The following is a 15,547-nucleotide window of genomic DNA, read 5'->3' as shown; positions in this document are numbered from 1 at the left end:
ATGTCTGGGAGCAAGGCGGAGTTTATAAAAAATAAAACGAGAATCAATGACTTATTAGAAAAATTAAGAGCAAAACTGCGTTCATACGCTGTGATCGATATGCGAGGGCAACTCATTGGACGGATTGAGGATTTCATACTCAACCAGAGCCGCCAGTTGAACATGGTTATGTCTCGTTCAGAGGCTCAATCTACCTCCCCTCTTTTTTTATTAAGTAGTAGATATATTCAGAAAGTTGATACACCTAATCGAGTGCTTTTTGTAGACCTCACTCAAACAGAACTTAATCAGCTACCTGTGTATCAACCTTCTGTCCAGGACGTGAAGGCGGTTTCAGAACCCTTGGTGACACCCCCAGTCACTCAGGTAAGCGACACCAGTTTAGAGAATAGTGAAACTTCGCGTCCCAAGCCGGAATCTTTAACAACGGAATATCCAGAAGAATTGAATAACCGAACTATGATTGACGATCCTGACCTAGGAGAGGTAGTAGAAGAAGAAATTGTTCGCTTGCTAGAAGAACGGTTGGTTATCAACCGCAGCAAACGGAAAATAGGCGAGGTTGTTGTTCGCAAAGAAATTGAAACCCGTATTGTAGAGGTACCTGTTCAACGCGAGAAGTTAATCATTGAGCAAGTTGGCTCAGAAACTATACAACTCGCAGAAATTGACTTAGGACATGGGGAAGTTACTGGTGTTGAACTGAGAGACGCATCTCGTTCAGATAGTGCTGTACCGCAGCTAGCAGTGCCAACTTCTGATATCCGTCCGACTGTGACTGGGGAATTTCTGTCTCCAAAAGCGGCGAGTAATCTTTTAGAAGCGATCGCCCTTCAAGGACGGCATGGCTGTGCAAAAGTACGTGTGGAACTGGTTTTAGATAACCCAGAACTTCAGGAAACCTACCAGAAAATGTTTGATCGTTGCTCTAGGCAGTAAATCAGTAGCTTTCGCAAGAGGCTCCATCAGCCTTACGCTCACAACGAGTACAGAACAGTATCTTCGCCCCAATTGTCAATCACCAAATTGGTGATAAGATTTATGAAGTAGCTGAATTACCTTGTAGATGTTAGTAATCTTGATGACAATTTAGATTCCCTCCGAAAGGGGGAATATTTTTTATAATTATTTTCACCTTGAGGAAGATCGTAATTCATCATGTTGCTTTAGTAGATTGTTTGTAGCGGAACTTTCAGTGAATGTTCGCGTCGAAAATAACATCAAAGGGAGACAGTTGTAGTAGAACGCCTTACTAAGAGTATGGCTTCTAAATAATTCGGTGAAATGATGAGGATGTTTTACAGGTAAATCAAGGAATAGCTAAGCGCCACGGAAGTATCAGTATAGTTGTTAGCACCTTGTCCAGCCATTTTGAAATATCTTCATCATCGGTGTGAAACAGAGAATAGTTCAATAGAGCGATCGCACCCGGTGCCAGCGATCGCCTTTTTAATCCTCTAAAGTAGAGTCGGTATCCGATGGAAGTTGCCTAAAACTAGATCATCCAGCAATTTCCCAACTCGGTGGTGGCAGTGACTTTTGGTTTTTAGAGTAAGCCGTTCTTCCAAGCAACAACCACTAAAGCCCTGATTTTCTGAGGGTACTAGACAATGACTTTAGGCAAAACTACCCGAATGGGTGAAGCATGAAGTCACAATCTTGTTTAGTTTTGTTAAACATCACGTTGTTTCCTGCCGACGGTTACGGCAAGTCGAGGAAACTTTTTGCATAAAAGGCACAAGAAAGGGTGATAAGTACTATAGCTACCGCAGCTACCGCGCAAAAACTGACTTTTACAAGCGTTCTAGTCTACTTTTTCCGCTGTGAAATGGCTTCCACAGGGTTGCCATCTACCTCAATCTCAGGAGAGATCAGTTGGACTGCTCTCTTTGCTAATGCATTTGAATGTGATGTATGCTTCAGACGTTTTCTGAATCTCCGATTTTGCTGAACAGGTGGAAGTCTAAGCAAATGGATAGAATTCTTGAAATTGTCCAACAGGCTCTCGCCACTGGCTACTTAACAGTTGAAGCCGAGAATCGATTGCGGCTGCTTTTGCAAACAACCAAGTATGGCTTAGACGATTTAAACGCTTTCATGACATTACAGCAATCCGCAATGGCAGGTCTTGTAAAGCAAGAGTCCCGGGAATTGAAGTATAGCCAACGTCTTTGTGCTTCAAGTTCTGTAGACAGTTAGCCCTGGCTTTTTGCGATCGCGCCGCATCCTGCGCTTAATTATCACACTGGGTCAGAAGACCTTCCTCAACTATCTGAGTCCTTCGTCGAGGCAGTCAGGTCGGGACTATGTCTGGCACTGGGATGGGGCTAGCAATTGTCAAAGAAAGTGTGGACTTACCAAAAAAATCAGGTGCCAGTTAGAGAAGCGACCATCTAGCGTATTGATCGCACCGCTTTCCGATAAGATGAGAAAATGCCTAGAACTAGGTAAGTAACACAGCTTGAAAAGTTCAACCGACCAGGTTGAGGAACATTTTATGAACCAAGAGATTTTTGAGAGAGTTAAGAAAATAGTTACGGAACAACTGGAAGTTGACCCAAATGACGTAACGCCTGAAGCCAACTTTGCCAACGATTTAAATGCCGATTCCCTGGATACTGTTGAACTCGTGATGGCTTTGGAAGAAGAGTTCGACATCGAGATTCCGGATGAGGCTGCTGAACAGATTGCGACCGTCCAAGCGGCTGTAGACTATATCAGTAATAAAGCAGAAGCTCCTGCTTAAGATGAGCTTTAGGATTTCACGAGAAGTTCTGCGTTTTGGGTGTGCAAACCCTGTTTTACTGGCATCATGACAAATTTTGAAAAAAAGCGCGTCGTTGTTACAGGTCTCGGTGCAATTACACCGATAGGCAACACTGTAGCTGAGTACTGGGAAGGGTTGTTGAGCGGGCGTAATGGCATTGCTCCGATTACTTTGTTTGACCCATCCCGGCACGATTGCCGAATTGCTGGTGAGGTGAAAGGCTTCGATCCTCATAAGTACATGGAACGCAAAGAAGCAAAGCGTATGGATCGCTTTGCTCAATTTGGGGTATGTGCCAGCAAGCAAGCTCTGGCAGACGCTCAGTTTGTGATTAACGAGCTGAACGCAGAACAGGTGGGTGCAATTATTGGCACGGGTATTGGTGGACTCAAAGTATTAGAAGATCAGCAAGAGATCTACCTAACTCGTGGACCTGATCGATGTAGCCCGTTTATGATTCCGATGATGATTGCCAACATGGCAGCGGGTCTGACGGCAATTCATACGGGTGCAAAAGGACCGAATAACTGCACAGTGACTGCCTGTGCAGCGGGTTCTAATGCTGTAGGGGATGCATTTCGCTTGGTGCAACGAGGCTATGCTCAGGCGATGATTTGTGGAGGCACCGAAGCCGCTGTAACACCGTTGTCTTTTGCAGGCTTCGCTGCTGCCCGTGCCCTCTCTACCCGTAACGATACGCCTGAATCAGCTTGCTGTCCCTTTGATCGCGATCGCGATGGCTTTGTGATGGGCGAAGGAGCTGGTATTCTCCTCTTGGAAGAACTAGAACACGCTCTCTCCCGTGGGGCGAAAATTTATGCCGAAATCGTCGGTTACGGGATGACCTGCGATGCTTATCACATCACCTCACCTGTACCAGGTGGAGAAGGTGCAGCTAGGGCAATGCAGCTAGCGTTGAAAGACGCTGGGATTACGCCAGAGCAAGTGAGCTACATCAATGCTCACGGCACCAGTACCCCAGCTAACGATGCGACGGAAACAGCAGCAATTAAAAAAGCTTTAGGTGAGCACGCTTACAAAGTAGCCGTTAGTTCCACCAAATCAATGACCGGACATCTATTGGGTGGCTCTGGTGGCATTGAGGCTGTCGCAGCGGTGATGGCAGTAGCTAATGACAAAATTCCACCAACAATCAATTTAAAAAATCCCGATCCCGCTTGTGACCTTGATTATGTACCAGGTTCCAGTCGCGATCAAAAGGTAGAAGTGGTATTATCCAATTCTTTTGGGTTTGGCGGTCACAATGTCACGTTAGCATTCAAGAAATACAGGTAGGGATGAATTTCTAGTCCCTATCGACGGCTCTACTCTCTATCCCCAAGGCTTGCTCATCGATCCCCCTAATGGGATGATGAGTATATAGCCTTAGGGTAACCGAGAGCTGTCAAGTTCAAGACTGACGCTCTAGTATCCCCCAATTGCCCCAAAAATTTTTGGCGACACAAGGGGGATCAACTGGGTAAAAATACCTAAAATAATCTAAAGGGTGCGTAAGTCCGAGAGTTCTAGCTCACACAAATCTTGCGTTAAACCTTAGTTCACGTTTAGTCATTAAACAGAAATTATGGCCGTTGCAACCCAACAATCTCTCGAAGAACTGTGCATCAACTCCATCCGCTTTTTAGCAATTGACGCGGTAGAGAAGGCGAAATCAGGTCATCCAGGGCTGCCAATGGGCGCAGCACCGATGTCATTCGTGCTGTGGGATCGCTTTATGCGGTTTAATCCAAAAAATCCTGCCTGGTTGAATCGCGATCGCTTCTTGCTGTCTGCGGGGCATGGCAGTATGTTGCAGTATGCACTGCTCTACCTGACTGGCTACGAGGATCTTACCCTCGAAGACCTCAAGCAATTCCGCCAATGGGAGTCAAAAACCCCTGGTCACCCAGAAAACTTCATGAATCCTGGGGTCGAGATTACAACCGGACCTTTGGGTCAAGGGCTTGCCAATGGTGTTGGAATTGCAATGGCTGAAGCTCACTTGGCAGCCAAATTTAATAAACCCGATTTCCCAGTCATAGACCACTATACCTACGTCATCGTAGGTGATGGTTGCAACATGGAAGGCGTAACCAGCGAAGCCTGTTCCCTAGCTGGACACTTGGGGCTAGGCAAGCTGATTGCCCTCTACGATGACAATCATATTTCCATCGACGGTTCCACCGACCTAGCATTCACAGAAGATGTTGGTAAGCGGTATGAAGCTTACGGCTGGCACGTCCTGGTTGTAGAAGATGGCAACACCGACCTGGAGGCAATTCATAAAGCCATCGAAACAGCCAAATCGGTCACCGACAAGCCTTCTTTAATTAAGGTTCGCACAACAATCGGCTATGGTTCACCCAATAAAGCTGATAGCCATGATGCCCACGGTGCCGCCCTCGGTGCCGCAGAAGTAGAGGCTACACGCAAGAACTTGGGTTGGGAATACGAGCCATTTGTTATTCCAGAAGATGCTTTTAATCACTGGCGCAAAGCGATCGATCGCGGAGCAAAAATAGAAGAAGAGTGGAATCAACTGTTTGATCGTTACAAGGAGAAATATCCTCAAGAAGCCGCCGAACTACACCGGATGCATGAGGCTATACTCCCAGAGGGTTGGGATTCGGTTCTGCCGACCTACACACCAGAGGACAAGGGGGAAGCTACCCGCGTCCAATCAGGTAAAGTCCTCAATGCTCTAGCTGGCGTTCTCCCAGAACTCATCGGTGGTTCTGCTGACTTAGCTCCTTCCAACAATACCTATCTGAAGACTTTCCCCGGAGACTTCCAAAAGGATCAATACGAACATCGCAACCTCCGCTTTGGAGTGCGTGAGCATGGTATGGGAGCCATCTGCAACGGTCTTGCTTTGGATGGATCGGGGCTGATTCCTTACTGCGCTACCTTCTTGGTGTTTACCGACTATATGCGAGCGGCGATTCGCCTCTCTGCTTTGTCTGAAGCGGGTGTCATCTATGTGATGACTCACGACTCAATCCAGCTCGGCGAAGATGGTCCGACACACCAACCGATTGAACATATTGCCTCTCTACGAGCGATTCCCGACTTGCTGGTAATTCGCCCTGCTGATGGCAATGAAACATCCGGGGCATACAAGGTGGCGATTGAGACGGCTAGGGGAATGAAATTCGGTAATAAGACACTGCCTTCACTCCTAGCTCTCTCTCGGCTAGCACAGCCCAATCTTCCCAATACCTCTATTGAGGGTGTAGCAAAAGGCGCTTATATCCTGTCAGATAGCGATGGTACGCCTGATCTTATTCTGATTGGGACAGGTAGCGAAACCCAACTCTGTGTCAAAGCAGCAGAGCAGTTGCGTGGTGAGGGCAAAAAAGTACGGGTCGTTTCAATGCCCTGTTGGGAGTTGTTTGAAGCTCAGGATGCAGACTATCGGGAATCCGTACTGCCCAAAGCTGTAACCAAGCGAGTTTCGGTGGAAGCAGGCACTAGCTTTGGCTGGAGTAAATACACTGGCAGTGAGGGAGTCTCAGTCAGCATTGACACCTTTGGTGCTTCCGCTCCTGGCCCAGTCTGCATGGAGAAGTTCGGCTTCACGGTAGATAACGTGGTAGCAAAGGCTAAAGAGTTGTTGGGTTAAGTGCCTTGAAGAGTTGTTAGTTTTTAGACGGCTAATCAACTCAAAATGTTAATTAACAAAGCTCTCTACTCCTAAAGGTAGGGGGCTTTTCTCTTGATTTGTAATTTAGGTTACAAAGACTACTTAAGATTCCTTTTATATTTCGACGTTAAGCATGGAGCCTTGACATTCCATCAAGGTGGCTTGAAAAGGTTCTAATTATTAGGCGGCGTGGGTGTGAAGGAGAACAGAAATACGATGAAAAAGCCAAAGTGGTCAGGATTGGCGTATCGCCATTGGCATAGAGGTGTAGTAGTGGTAAAAAGTCTAGGGCAGACGATTGCGAAATCTTTGAAGTCTTTTTTACCGCGTCACTGGGCTTGGATAGCCGGAACAACGGCTGGAGTTGTCCTGCTTTGGGGTTTGGTCGGCACCTTGTCACCTGTTGTCGGGGCAACAGCAGCAACCCATACGGTGATGTCTACAACTGAAAATGTGATCTGGGGAGAGCTATTTAAGTCGGATAGCAAGCCAATTTTGAGCGTGAAATCAGGCGATCGCATCGTCATGCAGACGATTTCCCACGAAGGCATCCTAGCAGACCAAGGAGACACCACCGAGTTTTTCACAAAAGCAGGGATTACTAAAGAGAAAATCCTGCCTGACCAGCTTACTGTCAAGGCTAAGGTAGAAAAAACGGGTCCAGGACCACACGTTATTACAGGCCCAGTCTTTGTAGAAGGTGCTGAACCTGGAGATGTCCTTGAAATCAAGACCCTTAAAATTGATTATCGGGCACCCTATGGCGTAATTTCTAACCGTCACAGCAAAGGTTCACTACCGGGTGAGTACCCAGAAAATGATGCTCCCATCTATTCAAAAGTAATTCCCATAGATGCAGCGCGCAAAATTGGGGTTTTCCGCCCCTCCAATGGACGACCGAATGTAGACATTCCTCTGAAGCCATTTATGGGAATCATGGGAGTAGTTCCGGCTAACCGGGAAGATGCCGTAAACTCTGTGCCGCCTGGAATTTATGGCGGGAATATCGACATCAAGCACATCGGAGAAGGCACCAGCCTCTACTTGCCTGTTCAAGTTCCAGGGGCACTATTTTATTCCGGAGACCCCCACTGCGCTCAAGGCAATGGGGAAGTCGCTTTGACAGCGATTGAATGCTCCCTGACTCCGACATTTGAGCTAGTTGTCCATAAGGACATGAAACTAGATACACCAATGGCTGAAACACCGGATGCATGGCTAGCGATTGGACTAGACAAGGACTTGGACGAGGCGATGAAGAAGTCGGTACGGGAGTCCCTGCGGATTATTGAAGAGAAGTACGGAATGACGAAAGCGGATGCCCTACTACTAGGAAGTGCAGCAATTGACTTTGAAGTTTCCCAGGTGGTGGATATTGTTAAAGGCATTCATGGGGTAATTTCCAAAGACTTGCTCAAAGACCTTGAGCTTTGATGGGTGGTTGTAGAGAGTTACCTGAAACATCTCTACACGCTGTAAAGTCATAACCAAATAGCAGTTTGGCAATAACACAGTTTTGGAGAAGGGGTACATAGACAGTGGGCGCTCGCGCTTTTCGGCACCACCAAAGGCAGATCGCAAACAGTCCATTACCTATTATTCCTAAGCTATGTTTATTTACAGCCGTTTTCGAGTCAGTACAGCATAAGGGCGCACCGCCGTGCGCCCTTACAAGCAATTTGTACTTCATCAACTTGAAAAACGCTATATTCTTCGCCAATTGCGGGGTTTAGTCCTCACAGTAAGATCACCCTTGATTGAGTTCCACGCTCTCATTTATGTCCATGCATCAACATTCTGCCTCCTGTACTCATCACACAACCTCTATTAGTCAGCCATCTCAGACCACAAATAAGGTGAGGTTACTGGTTACAGTTCTAGTTCTCATTTGTAGCTTTGCCCTAGCAGAGCTAGCAGTAGGGCTATTTAGCCACAGTCTTGCACTCTTGGCTGATTCGGGACACATGGCATCGGATTGTTTCGCCCTAATTTTAGCCCTGCTAGCGACCTGGCTCTCTCAGAGGCGTCGAGCCAGTAATTTAGAATCCGGAAACCACTGGTTTGAGGTACTGGCAGCACTGGTCAATGGGGTGGGACTGGTAGTTATTGCAGTATGGGTTGGCTGGGAAGCGGTTGAACGCCTACAGTCTCCCCCAGTTGAAATTCTCAGTCTGCCTATGTTAGCGACGGCTAGCGTCGGTTTTGGGGTTAATAGTATCAATATTTTCCTGCTGCACAAGGACAGCCACAACGACCTCAATCTTAGAGGTGCATTTCTCCATGTCCTTGCTGATGCGGCAAGTTCAGTGGGTGTGATTATTGCCGCGATCGCAGTTTGGGCACTGAACTGGATATGGGCAGATGGTGTGATTAGCCTATTCGTGTCAGGGCTGATTATTATTAGTGCAACTCCCTTAATCATCCAGAGCCTCAACACTCTCTTGGCTAAGTCTTCTGAATGTTAATAAGCTGCTAAACGTCTGGTTCATGTAATCGGTGGCTTAGATCGCCATCGGATAATTTCCGACTTGAAAGAGCATTGAGCAAGCGGCTTAACTTAGCATGGTATAAGTTAGACGGCTGCAAATTTTCTTGCTGCAAGTACATATCAACTAATTTAGCTTCAGTCAATGTCGCTGTACTTAGGTCGGCACCGTTCAGGTTGGTGCTACTCAGGTTTGCCCCGCTCAAGTTGGCAGCAAGTAAACTCGTCGGATAATAGATGTTGGCACCAAGCAAATTCGCATAACTCAGGTTAGTCCCAAACAAATTCGCATAACTTAGGTCGGCACCAAGCAGGTTTGCCCCAAACAGGTCGGCACCAAACAAGTTGGTATAACTCAGGTCAGCACCTAAGAGATTTGCCCCAAATAGATTTGCCCCCAATAGGTTGGCAAAACTTAGATTTGCACGACTCAAACAGACATCGCTCAGGTTGGCATACCTCAAGTTGGCATTCAACAAAACAGCACCACGTAGGTCAGCATCACTTAGGGAAGCACCCAACATCTCGGCACCGCTCAAGTTGGCATAACTTAGGTCAGCATTTAACAACTCGGTACTCAACAGGTCGGCACCAAACAGGTTCGCACCACTGAGGTCGGTACCACTGAGGTCGGCATCAATTAAGCTAGCACCACTGAGGTCGGCACCACTAAGATTGACACCCAACAGATTGGCATCGTTCAAGTCGGCACAGGTCAATTGAGCGTTACGAAAATTTCTTTCTCCTGCTTGATAACGCTCTAGAAGTTCTGACGCATCCATATTTGTGTTTGAGATTTTTGGCAGTTTAATTGTTTTCAAAAAAACTAGCGCCACCTGAATGAGGCTTAGACGCTCTACAACGTGCAGCGAGATAAGTAGATGCAGCGAGGCTGTACGAAGTAGTTAGTGGGATTAATGAAAAACGTATCTCTGTCGCGATTGAGCCTAAGCTCAATGGCGGCAATCTCACTTCATTCAGTTAATTTACGCAAATGAGGACTGAGATTTAGGTAATGAAAAATACTTGCAAGGTATCTAGATATATCTTGGCTGTTCTTTTAAAAAATGTAAAGTAAAGTAAACTGTCTTTATTAAGTCTTTGAAAAAGACGGCTAGATACTTAAGTAGAGTACGGGCACTTGGCGATCGCTTCTACAACCCCAAGTGCCTGATTAGCATCAGAGGTTTTGATGAATGTACTCTAGAATGCCATTTGCGATCGCCTGAGCCATTTGGTTCTGAATCAGCAGGGATGATGTATCAGGCAACTGCGCTGTTTGTTCCGGACTCGGTAACTGTACCGTCCATTGAGTAGGAGAGATTCCCCGGAACTTTACTTGCTGGGGATCGATTGTATAGCCAGGGTTTAATTCAACTACCAAGCGAGTCGTTTGTTCGTCAAATTGCCCCACTCGCACAGAACGGATTGCCCCGCCCACTGGCTGCTCGATTTTTGGGCGTCCCAGGCTAATACCAGGCAAATCAATCACTAAACGAGTCGGGTTAACAATTAGCTGTGCTTTAGGTTGAACCCCCTCGTCTGTCGTAAAGCTTAGCTGATTCTGATCAGCGTCAAAACGCCAAGTTAGCAGTCTCGCCGCTTCAGCAGGAGATAAAAACAGAAAAAAGCCCAAAAAACTGGGTAATAACCAGTGCAGTCTCACAGTCAAACTTCCTCAAACTAGGCTAATGTTACGCAATCAATCGCTTGATGCAGGAATTTTAGATTGTCCCACACCTGTTGCACCTTAGCGTTTGCAGCGTATGGCATAACAAGATGCAATCTAACTAGTACAGGAACTGAAATGAAGCTCAATTATCTAAAATCTCAACAGGATTAGCCTTCAATCGGAAAAATTTCTCATTAGTTTTAGTCGTGGGTGCAGGCATTGCTGGACTAACGGCTGCCTATCGCCTGAAACAAGCTGGTGTTCCTGTGGATATCATTGAAGCCAGAAATCAGGTGGGTGGTCGGATTCGGAGTTTACCCAAAGCGGCTGGCACCCAGATTACCGCAGAACTGGGGGGAGAATTCATTGATACAGACCATACTTGCTTGCGAGGGCTAGCTGAGGAACTTGGCTTTAATATCGTTGACCTGCTAGCGGCTGAGCAGGGGTTGATACAAGAAACGTACTTCTTTGGAGGACGCAAAGTTCCCATTGAGGAAATTATCAATGACTTTGCGCCTGTTGCTGAACAAATTGATGCCGATTTAGTAGCGATTGAGAATTTTGAAAGTTATGCAACACCTGATCCAGCTACAGCCGCTTTAGATAATCTCTCAATTACAGAGTATTTAGAGCGTATCCCGACCACCACGACCATGCGGCAAATAATCCAGGTTGCTTATACGGGAGAGTATGGTCGAGAGGCAGAAGAACAGTCCTGTCTGAATCTCATCTATTTAATCGGCACTGAATCTGGTGAATTTGAGATCTACGGAACCAGTGATGAGCGTTACTATATTGCTGGCGGTAATGACCAAGTTCCCCGTCGATTAGGGGAGTTATTAGCAAATTCTCTTAGAACCGAAACCGTTTTAGAGTCACTTAGCCGCAGTCCTGATGGTCGCTACCAAGTTGCATTACGCTCAGGAGGTACTAGCGATCGCACGTATGAACGAATCTTGCTTACCTTGCCCTTTAGTGTACTACGCTCAATTCCGCTCAATGTGACTTTACCGCCAGCGAAAAGATTAGCCATTGATACTTTAGGCTATGGCACCAACACCAAATTGATCACTGGCTATACCGGAAAAGTTTGGCGCAGCCGCTATAATTCCACTGCCAACGTCTATACAAACTTAGGGTTTCAAAATACTTGGGAGACTAGTCAGAGTCGCTTTACCCGTGGAAACGGCTTAATCACTAACTTCACTGGAGGACAGCAAGGTATAACCCTCGGAACAGCAACGCCAGAGTTTCATGTTCAAAGACTAATGCCGCAACTAGAACAGATTTTCCCTGGCATTAGTGCCACCCAGTTGCAGGGTAAAGCTGTACGAGCGTATTGGCTAGGAGAGCTATACAGTCGTGGCTCATACTCCTGTTATTTAGTAGGGCAATGGACACAGATGTACGGCGTAGAAGGTGAGCGCGTGGGCAATCTATTTTTTGCTGGTGAACACTGCTCCCTAGAGTATCAAGGTTACATGGAAGGTGGCTGCGAAACGGGCGAAGCCGCTGCCGCAGAAATCTTGGAAGATTTAGGGCTACAAGCTCACGCTGTCCAACAGAAAACTAGACTTTTAAAAAATCGCCGTGCGCGTCTTAGCAAAAGCAAGCGGTTGCAAATTCAGCGATGGTAAAGGAGCCTAAAAGGTTGGTGGCAAAATGTCAAAAACTGTTTCATCTTTTCTGTTAAATTTTTCAGCAATAGTGTTGATTCCTTCTCTATCAGGGAGCGCCATCTCTCTCGCTATACCGATATCGGAGGTTGAGCTTCCCCTTTGTTATATGGAAACAGTTGATGGGAGAAGGATAGATCTAAAAGATTTATGTCCTTCAGGAACGGAAGATGTTAGCAGTGCTTGCACTTCAGGCGATGCTGAAATACCAATTACTAATGTGAGGTATAACGGTAACTCACTAAGAGGTCAAGTAACCAATCGAACTTGTAAAACAGTGAATCTTGTCAGAGTCAATTATCAAGTTATTGATGAGCAGGGTAATCAGATTGATAATGGATTTATCTATGCTCAACCCTCAACAGTTGCTCAGGGAAAAACAGCCTCATTTGGAGGGAGTATTTCAGCAGGTGCTGAGGTAAATATTACTCATGTCGAGTGGAGTGATAGGTAAGTAGTAGAGGTTGAAAGAATGGGAGAAGGTCGTGAGTCATACTGGAGGATAACGTGAATACCTATAGAAAATTGGCGGTTGCGATCGCTGGATTAACCTTGAGCTTCGCGGCAATAGAACCTGACTCTGTACACGCAGCAGTAATCACTTATGACTTCCGGGTGGATATAACCACTGGTTCATTAGCCAACAATACCTATGAGGGTTCCTTCAACTACGATGACTCAACCTTAACAGGAATCGGAGTAGAGGCAGTTGGAGTCACAGAGGGATTGTTCATCCTCTTTGATTTTTTCGGTGAAACCTATACTCAAACTGATGAGTTGAGTTTCCCTAATTTCCCTATAGCTGTGTTCAATAATGGTAATTTAGTAGGATTGAACTATCTAGTTGCTGATTTTGATAATTCTCTTGATGATTTTTCCATTTTCTCTATTTTTGGTGATGACACCACTTTATTGAATGCTGGAAATCAGTTTGACTATCAAGTTAATTCATTTGATTCCTTTGAAGGAAATGTGACGTATTCTTTAGATTCGCCTTCTACTTCGATTCCTGAGCCGGATGGCGTTCTTGGAGTGAGTTTGCTGGGTATTACTTGGTTATTGAATAGAGCGATCGCATTCTCTCATCATGCCCAGATAACGCCGCTAAGGAGAAAGGCACCATTGATTTAGTAGCCGCTTTGAATGCACTTTGATATGAGATTTCAGATACTGATTGAACGACTCTTTGGTTTAAACCTCCAGTAAATATTTTCTTAATGGCAGAAATTAGCGAAATCCTTCAATCATTCCAACGCTTTGGTGTGCATTTGGGACTAGAGCGAATTACTAAACTTTTGGCAGATTTAGGCAATCCACACCATGCAGTTCCAGTAATTCATGTAGCCGGGACAAATGGCAAAGGTTCTGTTTGTGCTTACCTCTCTGCTGTGCTAACTGAGGCAGGTTATCGAGTTGGACGTTATACTTCCCCGCATTTAATTGATTGGAATGAGCGAATTTGTCTGAATGAACAGCCAGTTTCAACGGACGCTTTGCGAGAATTCCTGCTACGGGTTAAAGCGGCAATTCCAGAGGACTGTGACGATTCACCGACTCAGTTTGAAGTCATTACAGCAGCGGCTTGGTTGTATTTTCAACATCAGCAGGTTGATGTCGCTGTCGTGGAAGTGGGATTAGGGGGACGGCTGGATGCCACCAATGTATGCGATCGCCCTCTTGTCTCGATCATCACGTCCCTCAGTCGGGAACACTGGCAAAACCTTGGCCCTACCTTAGCTGACATTGCAAGAGAGAAAGCTGGCATCCTCAAAGCAGGTTGTCCGGCTGTCGTCGGACAATTTCCAGCAGAAGCTGAGGCAGTTGTAAAGCAGCGAAGACAAGAATTAGAATGCCCTACGGTTTGGGTAACATCAGCTAAGCGGATTCAGGAAGGTTGGGCAGAATATGAGGGTATTAAGTACCCGTTGCAACTACTGGGAGATATTCAGCTAAGTAATTCAGCACTTGCGATCGCTACCCTGCAAATCCTCCGTTCACAGGGTTGGAAGATTCCAGACGATGTAATTGCCTCTGGGATGGCAAAAACAACTTGGCACGGACGCCTTCAGTGGACTCACTGGCGCAATCATCGCTTACTCATTGACGGGGCACACAATCCTGCTGCTGCCGTTGCCCTGCGTCAGTATGTTGATACTCTAAATACTCCGGTTACGTGGGTGATGGGCATTCTTTCGACTAAAGACCATGCTGACATCTTTGAGGCAATCCTACGCCCATGCGATCGCTTATACCTAGTCCCAGTACCTGACCACAGTTCAGCCGACCCAGATGCCCTCGCTATCGTCGCTAAAAATCGTTGCCCAGAACTACAGGATTGCCGCACTTATCCTAACTTAGAAGCAGGGCTACAAGCTGCAACGAGTTCAAACTTGGCGGAACCCTCAAACCGTTTAATTGTCTTGTGCGGTTCCCTTTATCTTGTTGGTTATTTTTTGAAGCAGAATCGCTTGGATATTGGAAAAGATTCTATCGAGTCTGATAGATGAATGTATTGCTCAATACATAAACTCTTAAGCTAAATGCTCCAATTTTGTCGCAACATTCACATTTAGAGGACACTCGCAATCGTCTCGCTGTAGCCACTGTTGCCCTACCTGATACAGACTTGCCATCACTGGCTGAAGTTCTCTCCCTTTCTAGGTTAGAGAGTACTCAACACGAGGTGGGATTTCTGGAAAAACGTGGAGGGAAACTAAGCCATAAGCTTCTAATTCTCTCAGTCTTATGGTAAGTGTTTTCGTGCTAATTCCTGGTAGAGCTTCGAGAAATTCATGGGTACGACGATTTCCTGTGAAAAGCTCCCGCAGGATTAGAAGTGCCCATTTACTACCAATGATGTCTAATGTAAACTGAATCGGGCATTTCACCTCCAAGCACTCACTCGTCTCCAGCATGAGATCACTCTAAATGCAGATGTTTACAATTTGTATTCTCAACTATCTTCCTATGAGTTCTAATCAGAAGTTGCTCATTAATTGGAGATTTAACTTTATCTTAAGGAAACACTCAGTGAAAGACTGTGCCTAATTTTTTTACTTCTGGTAACTATACGGTTGAGGAAGTAACTAACTTGTTAAGTAGAGCAGGGATTAGTAGGATGCAATTAGGAAAGATGTACAGCAATTAAAAGCCACATTCTTAACAGAATATTTGCTTTTTACTAGAGAGGTTCCTGATGAACAGATTGCTTGTCGGTGTACTGGTAACGGAGGCGCTTTGCTAATAGCACATGGTTTGGTATCAGTCAAAAGGTCATTCATCATTTGTTGATTGTTACTGA

At 45.9% G+C, this 15,547-nt stretch carries 13 protein-coding genes and 1 pseudogene; 11 read left to right on the top strand and 3 right to left on the bottom strand.

Annotated elements, in window-relative coordinates; all coding sequences use genetic code 11:
• From AC5JL3_RS04505 to AC5JL3_RS04475, 7 genes are all read left to right on the top strand, one after another.
• The gene (locus AC5JL3_RS04505; protein ID WP_496073333.1) at positions 1-939 is read left to right on the top strand and encodes a DUF2382 domain-containing protein; all 939 of its coding nucleotides are present in this window, start codon (positions 1-3) and stop codon (positions 937-939) included.
• Between the two features lie 1,032 nt (positions 940-1,971).
• Positions 1,972-2,199 (top strand): hypothetical protein, encoded by a 228-nt coding sequence (locus AC5JL3_RS04500; RefSeq protein WP_496073332.1) that lies wholly within the window; start codon positions 1,972-1,974, stop codon positions 2,197-2,199.
• A gap of 298 nt (positions 2,200-2,497) precedes the next feature.
• Positions 2,498-2,746 (top strand): acyl carrier protein, encoded by a 249-nt coding sequence (acpP, locus tag AC5JL3_RS04495; protein WP_192217833.1) that lies wholly within the window; start codon positions 2,498-2,500, stop codon positions 2,744-2,746.
• A gap of 66 nt (positions 2,747-2,812) precedes the next feature.
• On the top strand, positions 2,813-4,063 hold the full coding sequence (gene fabF / locus AC5JL3_RS04490) for a beta-ketoacyl-ACP synthase II (protein WP_496073331.1): 1,251 nt from the start codon (positions 2,813-2,815) through the stop codon (positions 4,061-4,063).
• 289 nt (positions 4,064-4,352) lie between these two features.
• Positions 4,353-6,389 (top strand): transketolase, encoded by a 2,037-nt coding sequence (gene tkt / locus AC5JL3_RS04485; protein ID WP_496073330.1) that lies wholly within the window; start codon positions 4,353-4,355, stop codon positions 6,387-6,389.
• A 237-nt stretch (positions 6,390-6,626) separates the two neighbouring features.
• Positions 6,627-7,844, top strand: a complete 1,218-nt coding sequence (locus AC5JL3_RS04480) for an acetamidase/formamidase family protein (RefSeq protein ID WP_496073329.1) — start codon at positions 6,627-6,629, stop codon at positions 7,842-7,844.
• Between the two features lie 422 nt (positions 7,845-8,266).
• Entirely contained in the window at positions 8,267-8,875 is a 609-nt protein-coding gene (locus AC5JL3_RS04475; protein ID WP_496073328.1) for a cation diffusion facilitator family transporter, read from the top strand.
• Positions 8,876-8,882: 7 nt separating this feature from the next.
• Here AC5JL3_RS04475 and AC5JL3_RS04470 read toward each other — a convergent pair whose 3' ends face one another.
• Entirely contained in the window at positions 8,883-9,677 is a 795-nt protein-coding gene (locus AC5JL3_RS04470; protein WP_496073327.1) for a pentapeptide repeat-containing protein, read from the bottom strand.
• 398 nt (positions 9,678-10,075) lie between these two features.
• The gene (locus tag AC5JL3_RS04465) at positions 10,076-10,561 is read right to left on the bottom strand and encodes an AMIN domain-containing protein (RefSeq protein WP_496073326.1); all 486 of its coding nucleotides are present in this window, start codon (positions 10,559-10,561) and stop codon (positions 10,076-10,078) included.
• Positions 10,562-10,773: 212 nt separating this feature from the next.
• Here AC5JL3_RS04465 and AC5JL3_RS04460 point away from each other — a divergent pair, with 212 nt between their 5' ends.
• From AC5JL3_RS04460 to AC5JL3_RS04445, 4 genes are all read left to right on the top strand, one after another.
• On the top strand, positions 10,774-12,207 hold the full coding sequence (locus tag AC5JL3_RS04460; RefSeq protein ID WP_496073325.1) for a flavin monoamine oxidase family protein: 1,434 nt from the start codon (positions 10,774-10,776) through the stop codon (positions 12,205-12,207).
• Between the two features lie 148 nt (positions 12,208-12,355).
• Positions 12,356-12,700 (top strand): FxLYD domain-containing protein, encoded by a 345-nt coding sequence (locus AC5JL3_RS04455; RefSeq protein ID WP_496073324.1) that lies wholly within the window; start codon positions 12,356-12,358, stop codon positions 12,698-12,700.
• A gap of 53 nt (positions 12,701-12,753) precedes the next feature.
• Complete coding sequence (locus AC5JL3_RS04450; RefSeq protein ID WP_496073323.1) at positions 12,754-13,377, top strand: hypothetical protein; 624 nt, start codon at positions 12,754-12,756, stop codon at positions 13,375-13,377.
• 86 nt (positions 13,378-13,463) lie between these two features.
• Complete coding sequence (locus AC5JL3_RS04445) at positions 13,464-14,753, top strand: bifunctional folylpolyglutamate synthase/dihydrofolate synthase (protein WP_496073322.1); 1,290 nt, start codon at positions 13,464-13,466, stop codon at positions 14,751-14,753.
• 24 nt (positions 14,754-14,777) lie between these two features.
• On the opposite strand, the pseudogene AC5JL3_RS04440 reads toward AC5JL3_RS04445, so the two are convergent.
• A pseudogene (locus AC5JL3_RS04440) lies at positions 14,778-15,161 on the bottom strand (winged helix-turn-helix transcriptional regulator).
• Positions 15,162-15,547: the final 386 nt, after the last annotated feature.

It is taken from the genome of Symplocastrum torsivum, from assembly GCF_059505465.1.
Note: the sequence above shows the minus strand (reverse complement) of the source record. Positions and strands in the feature narration are given on the sequence as shown.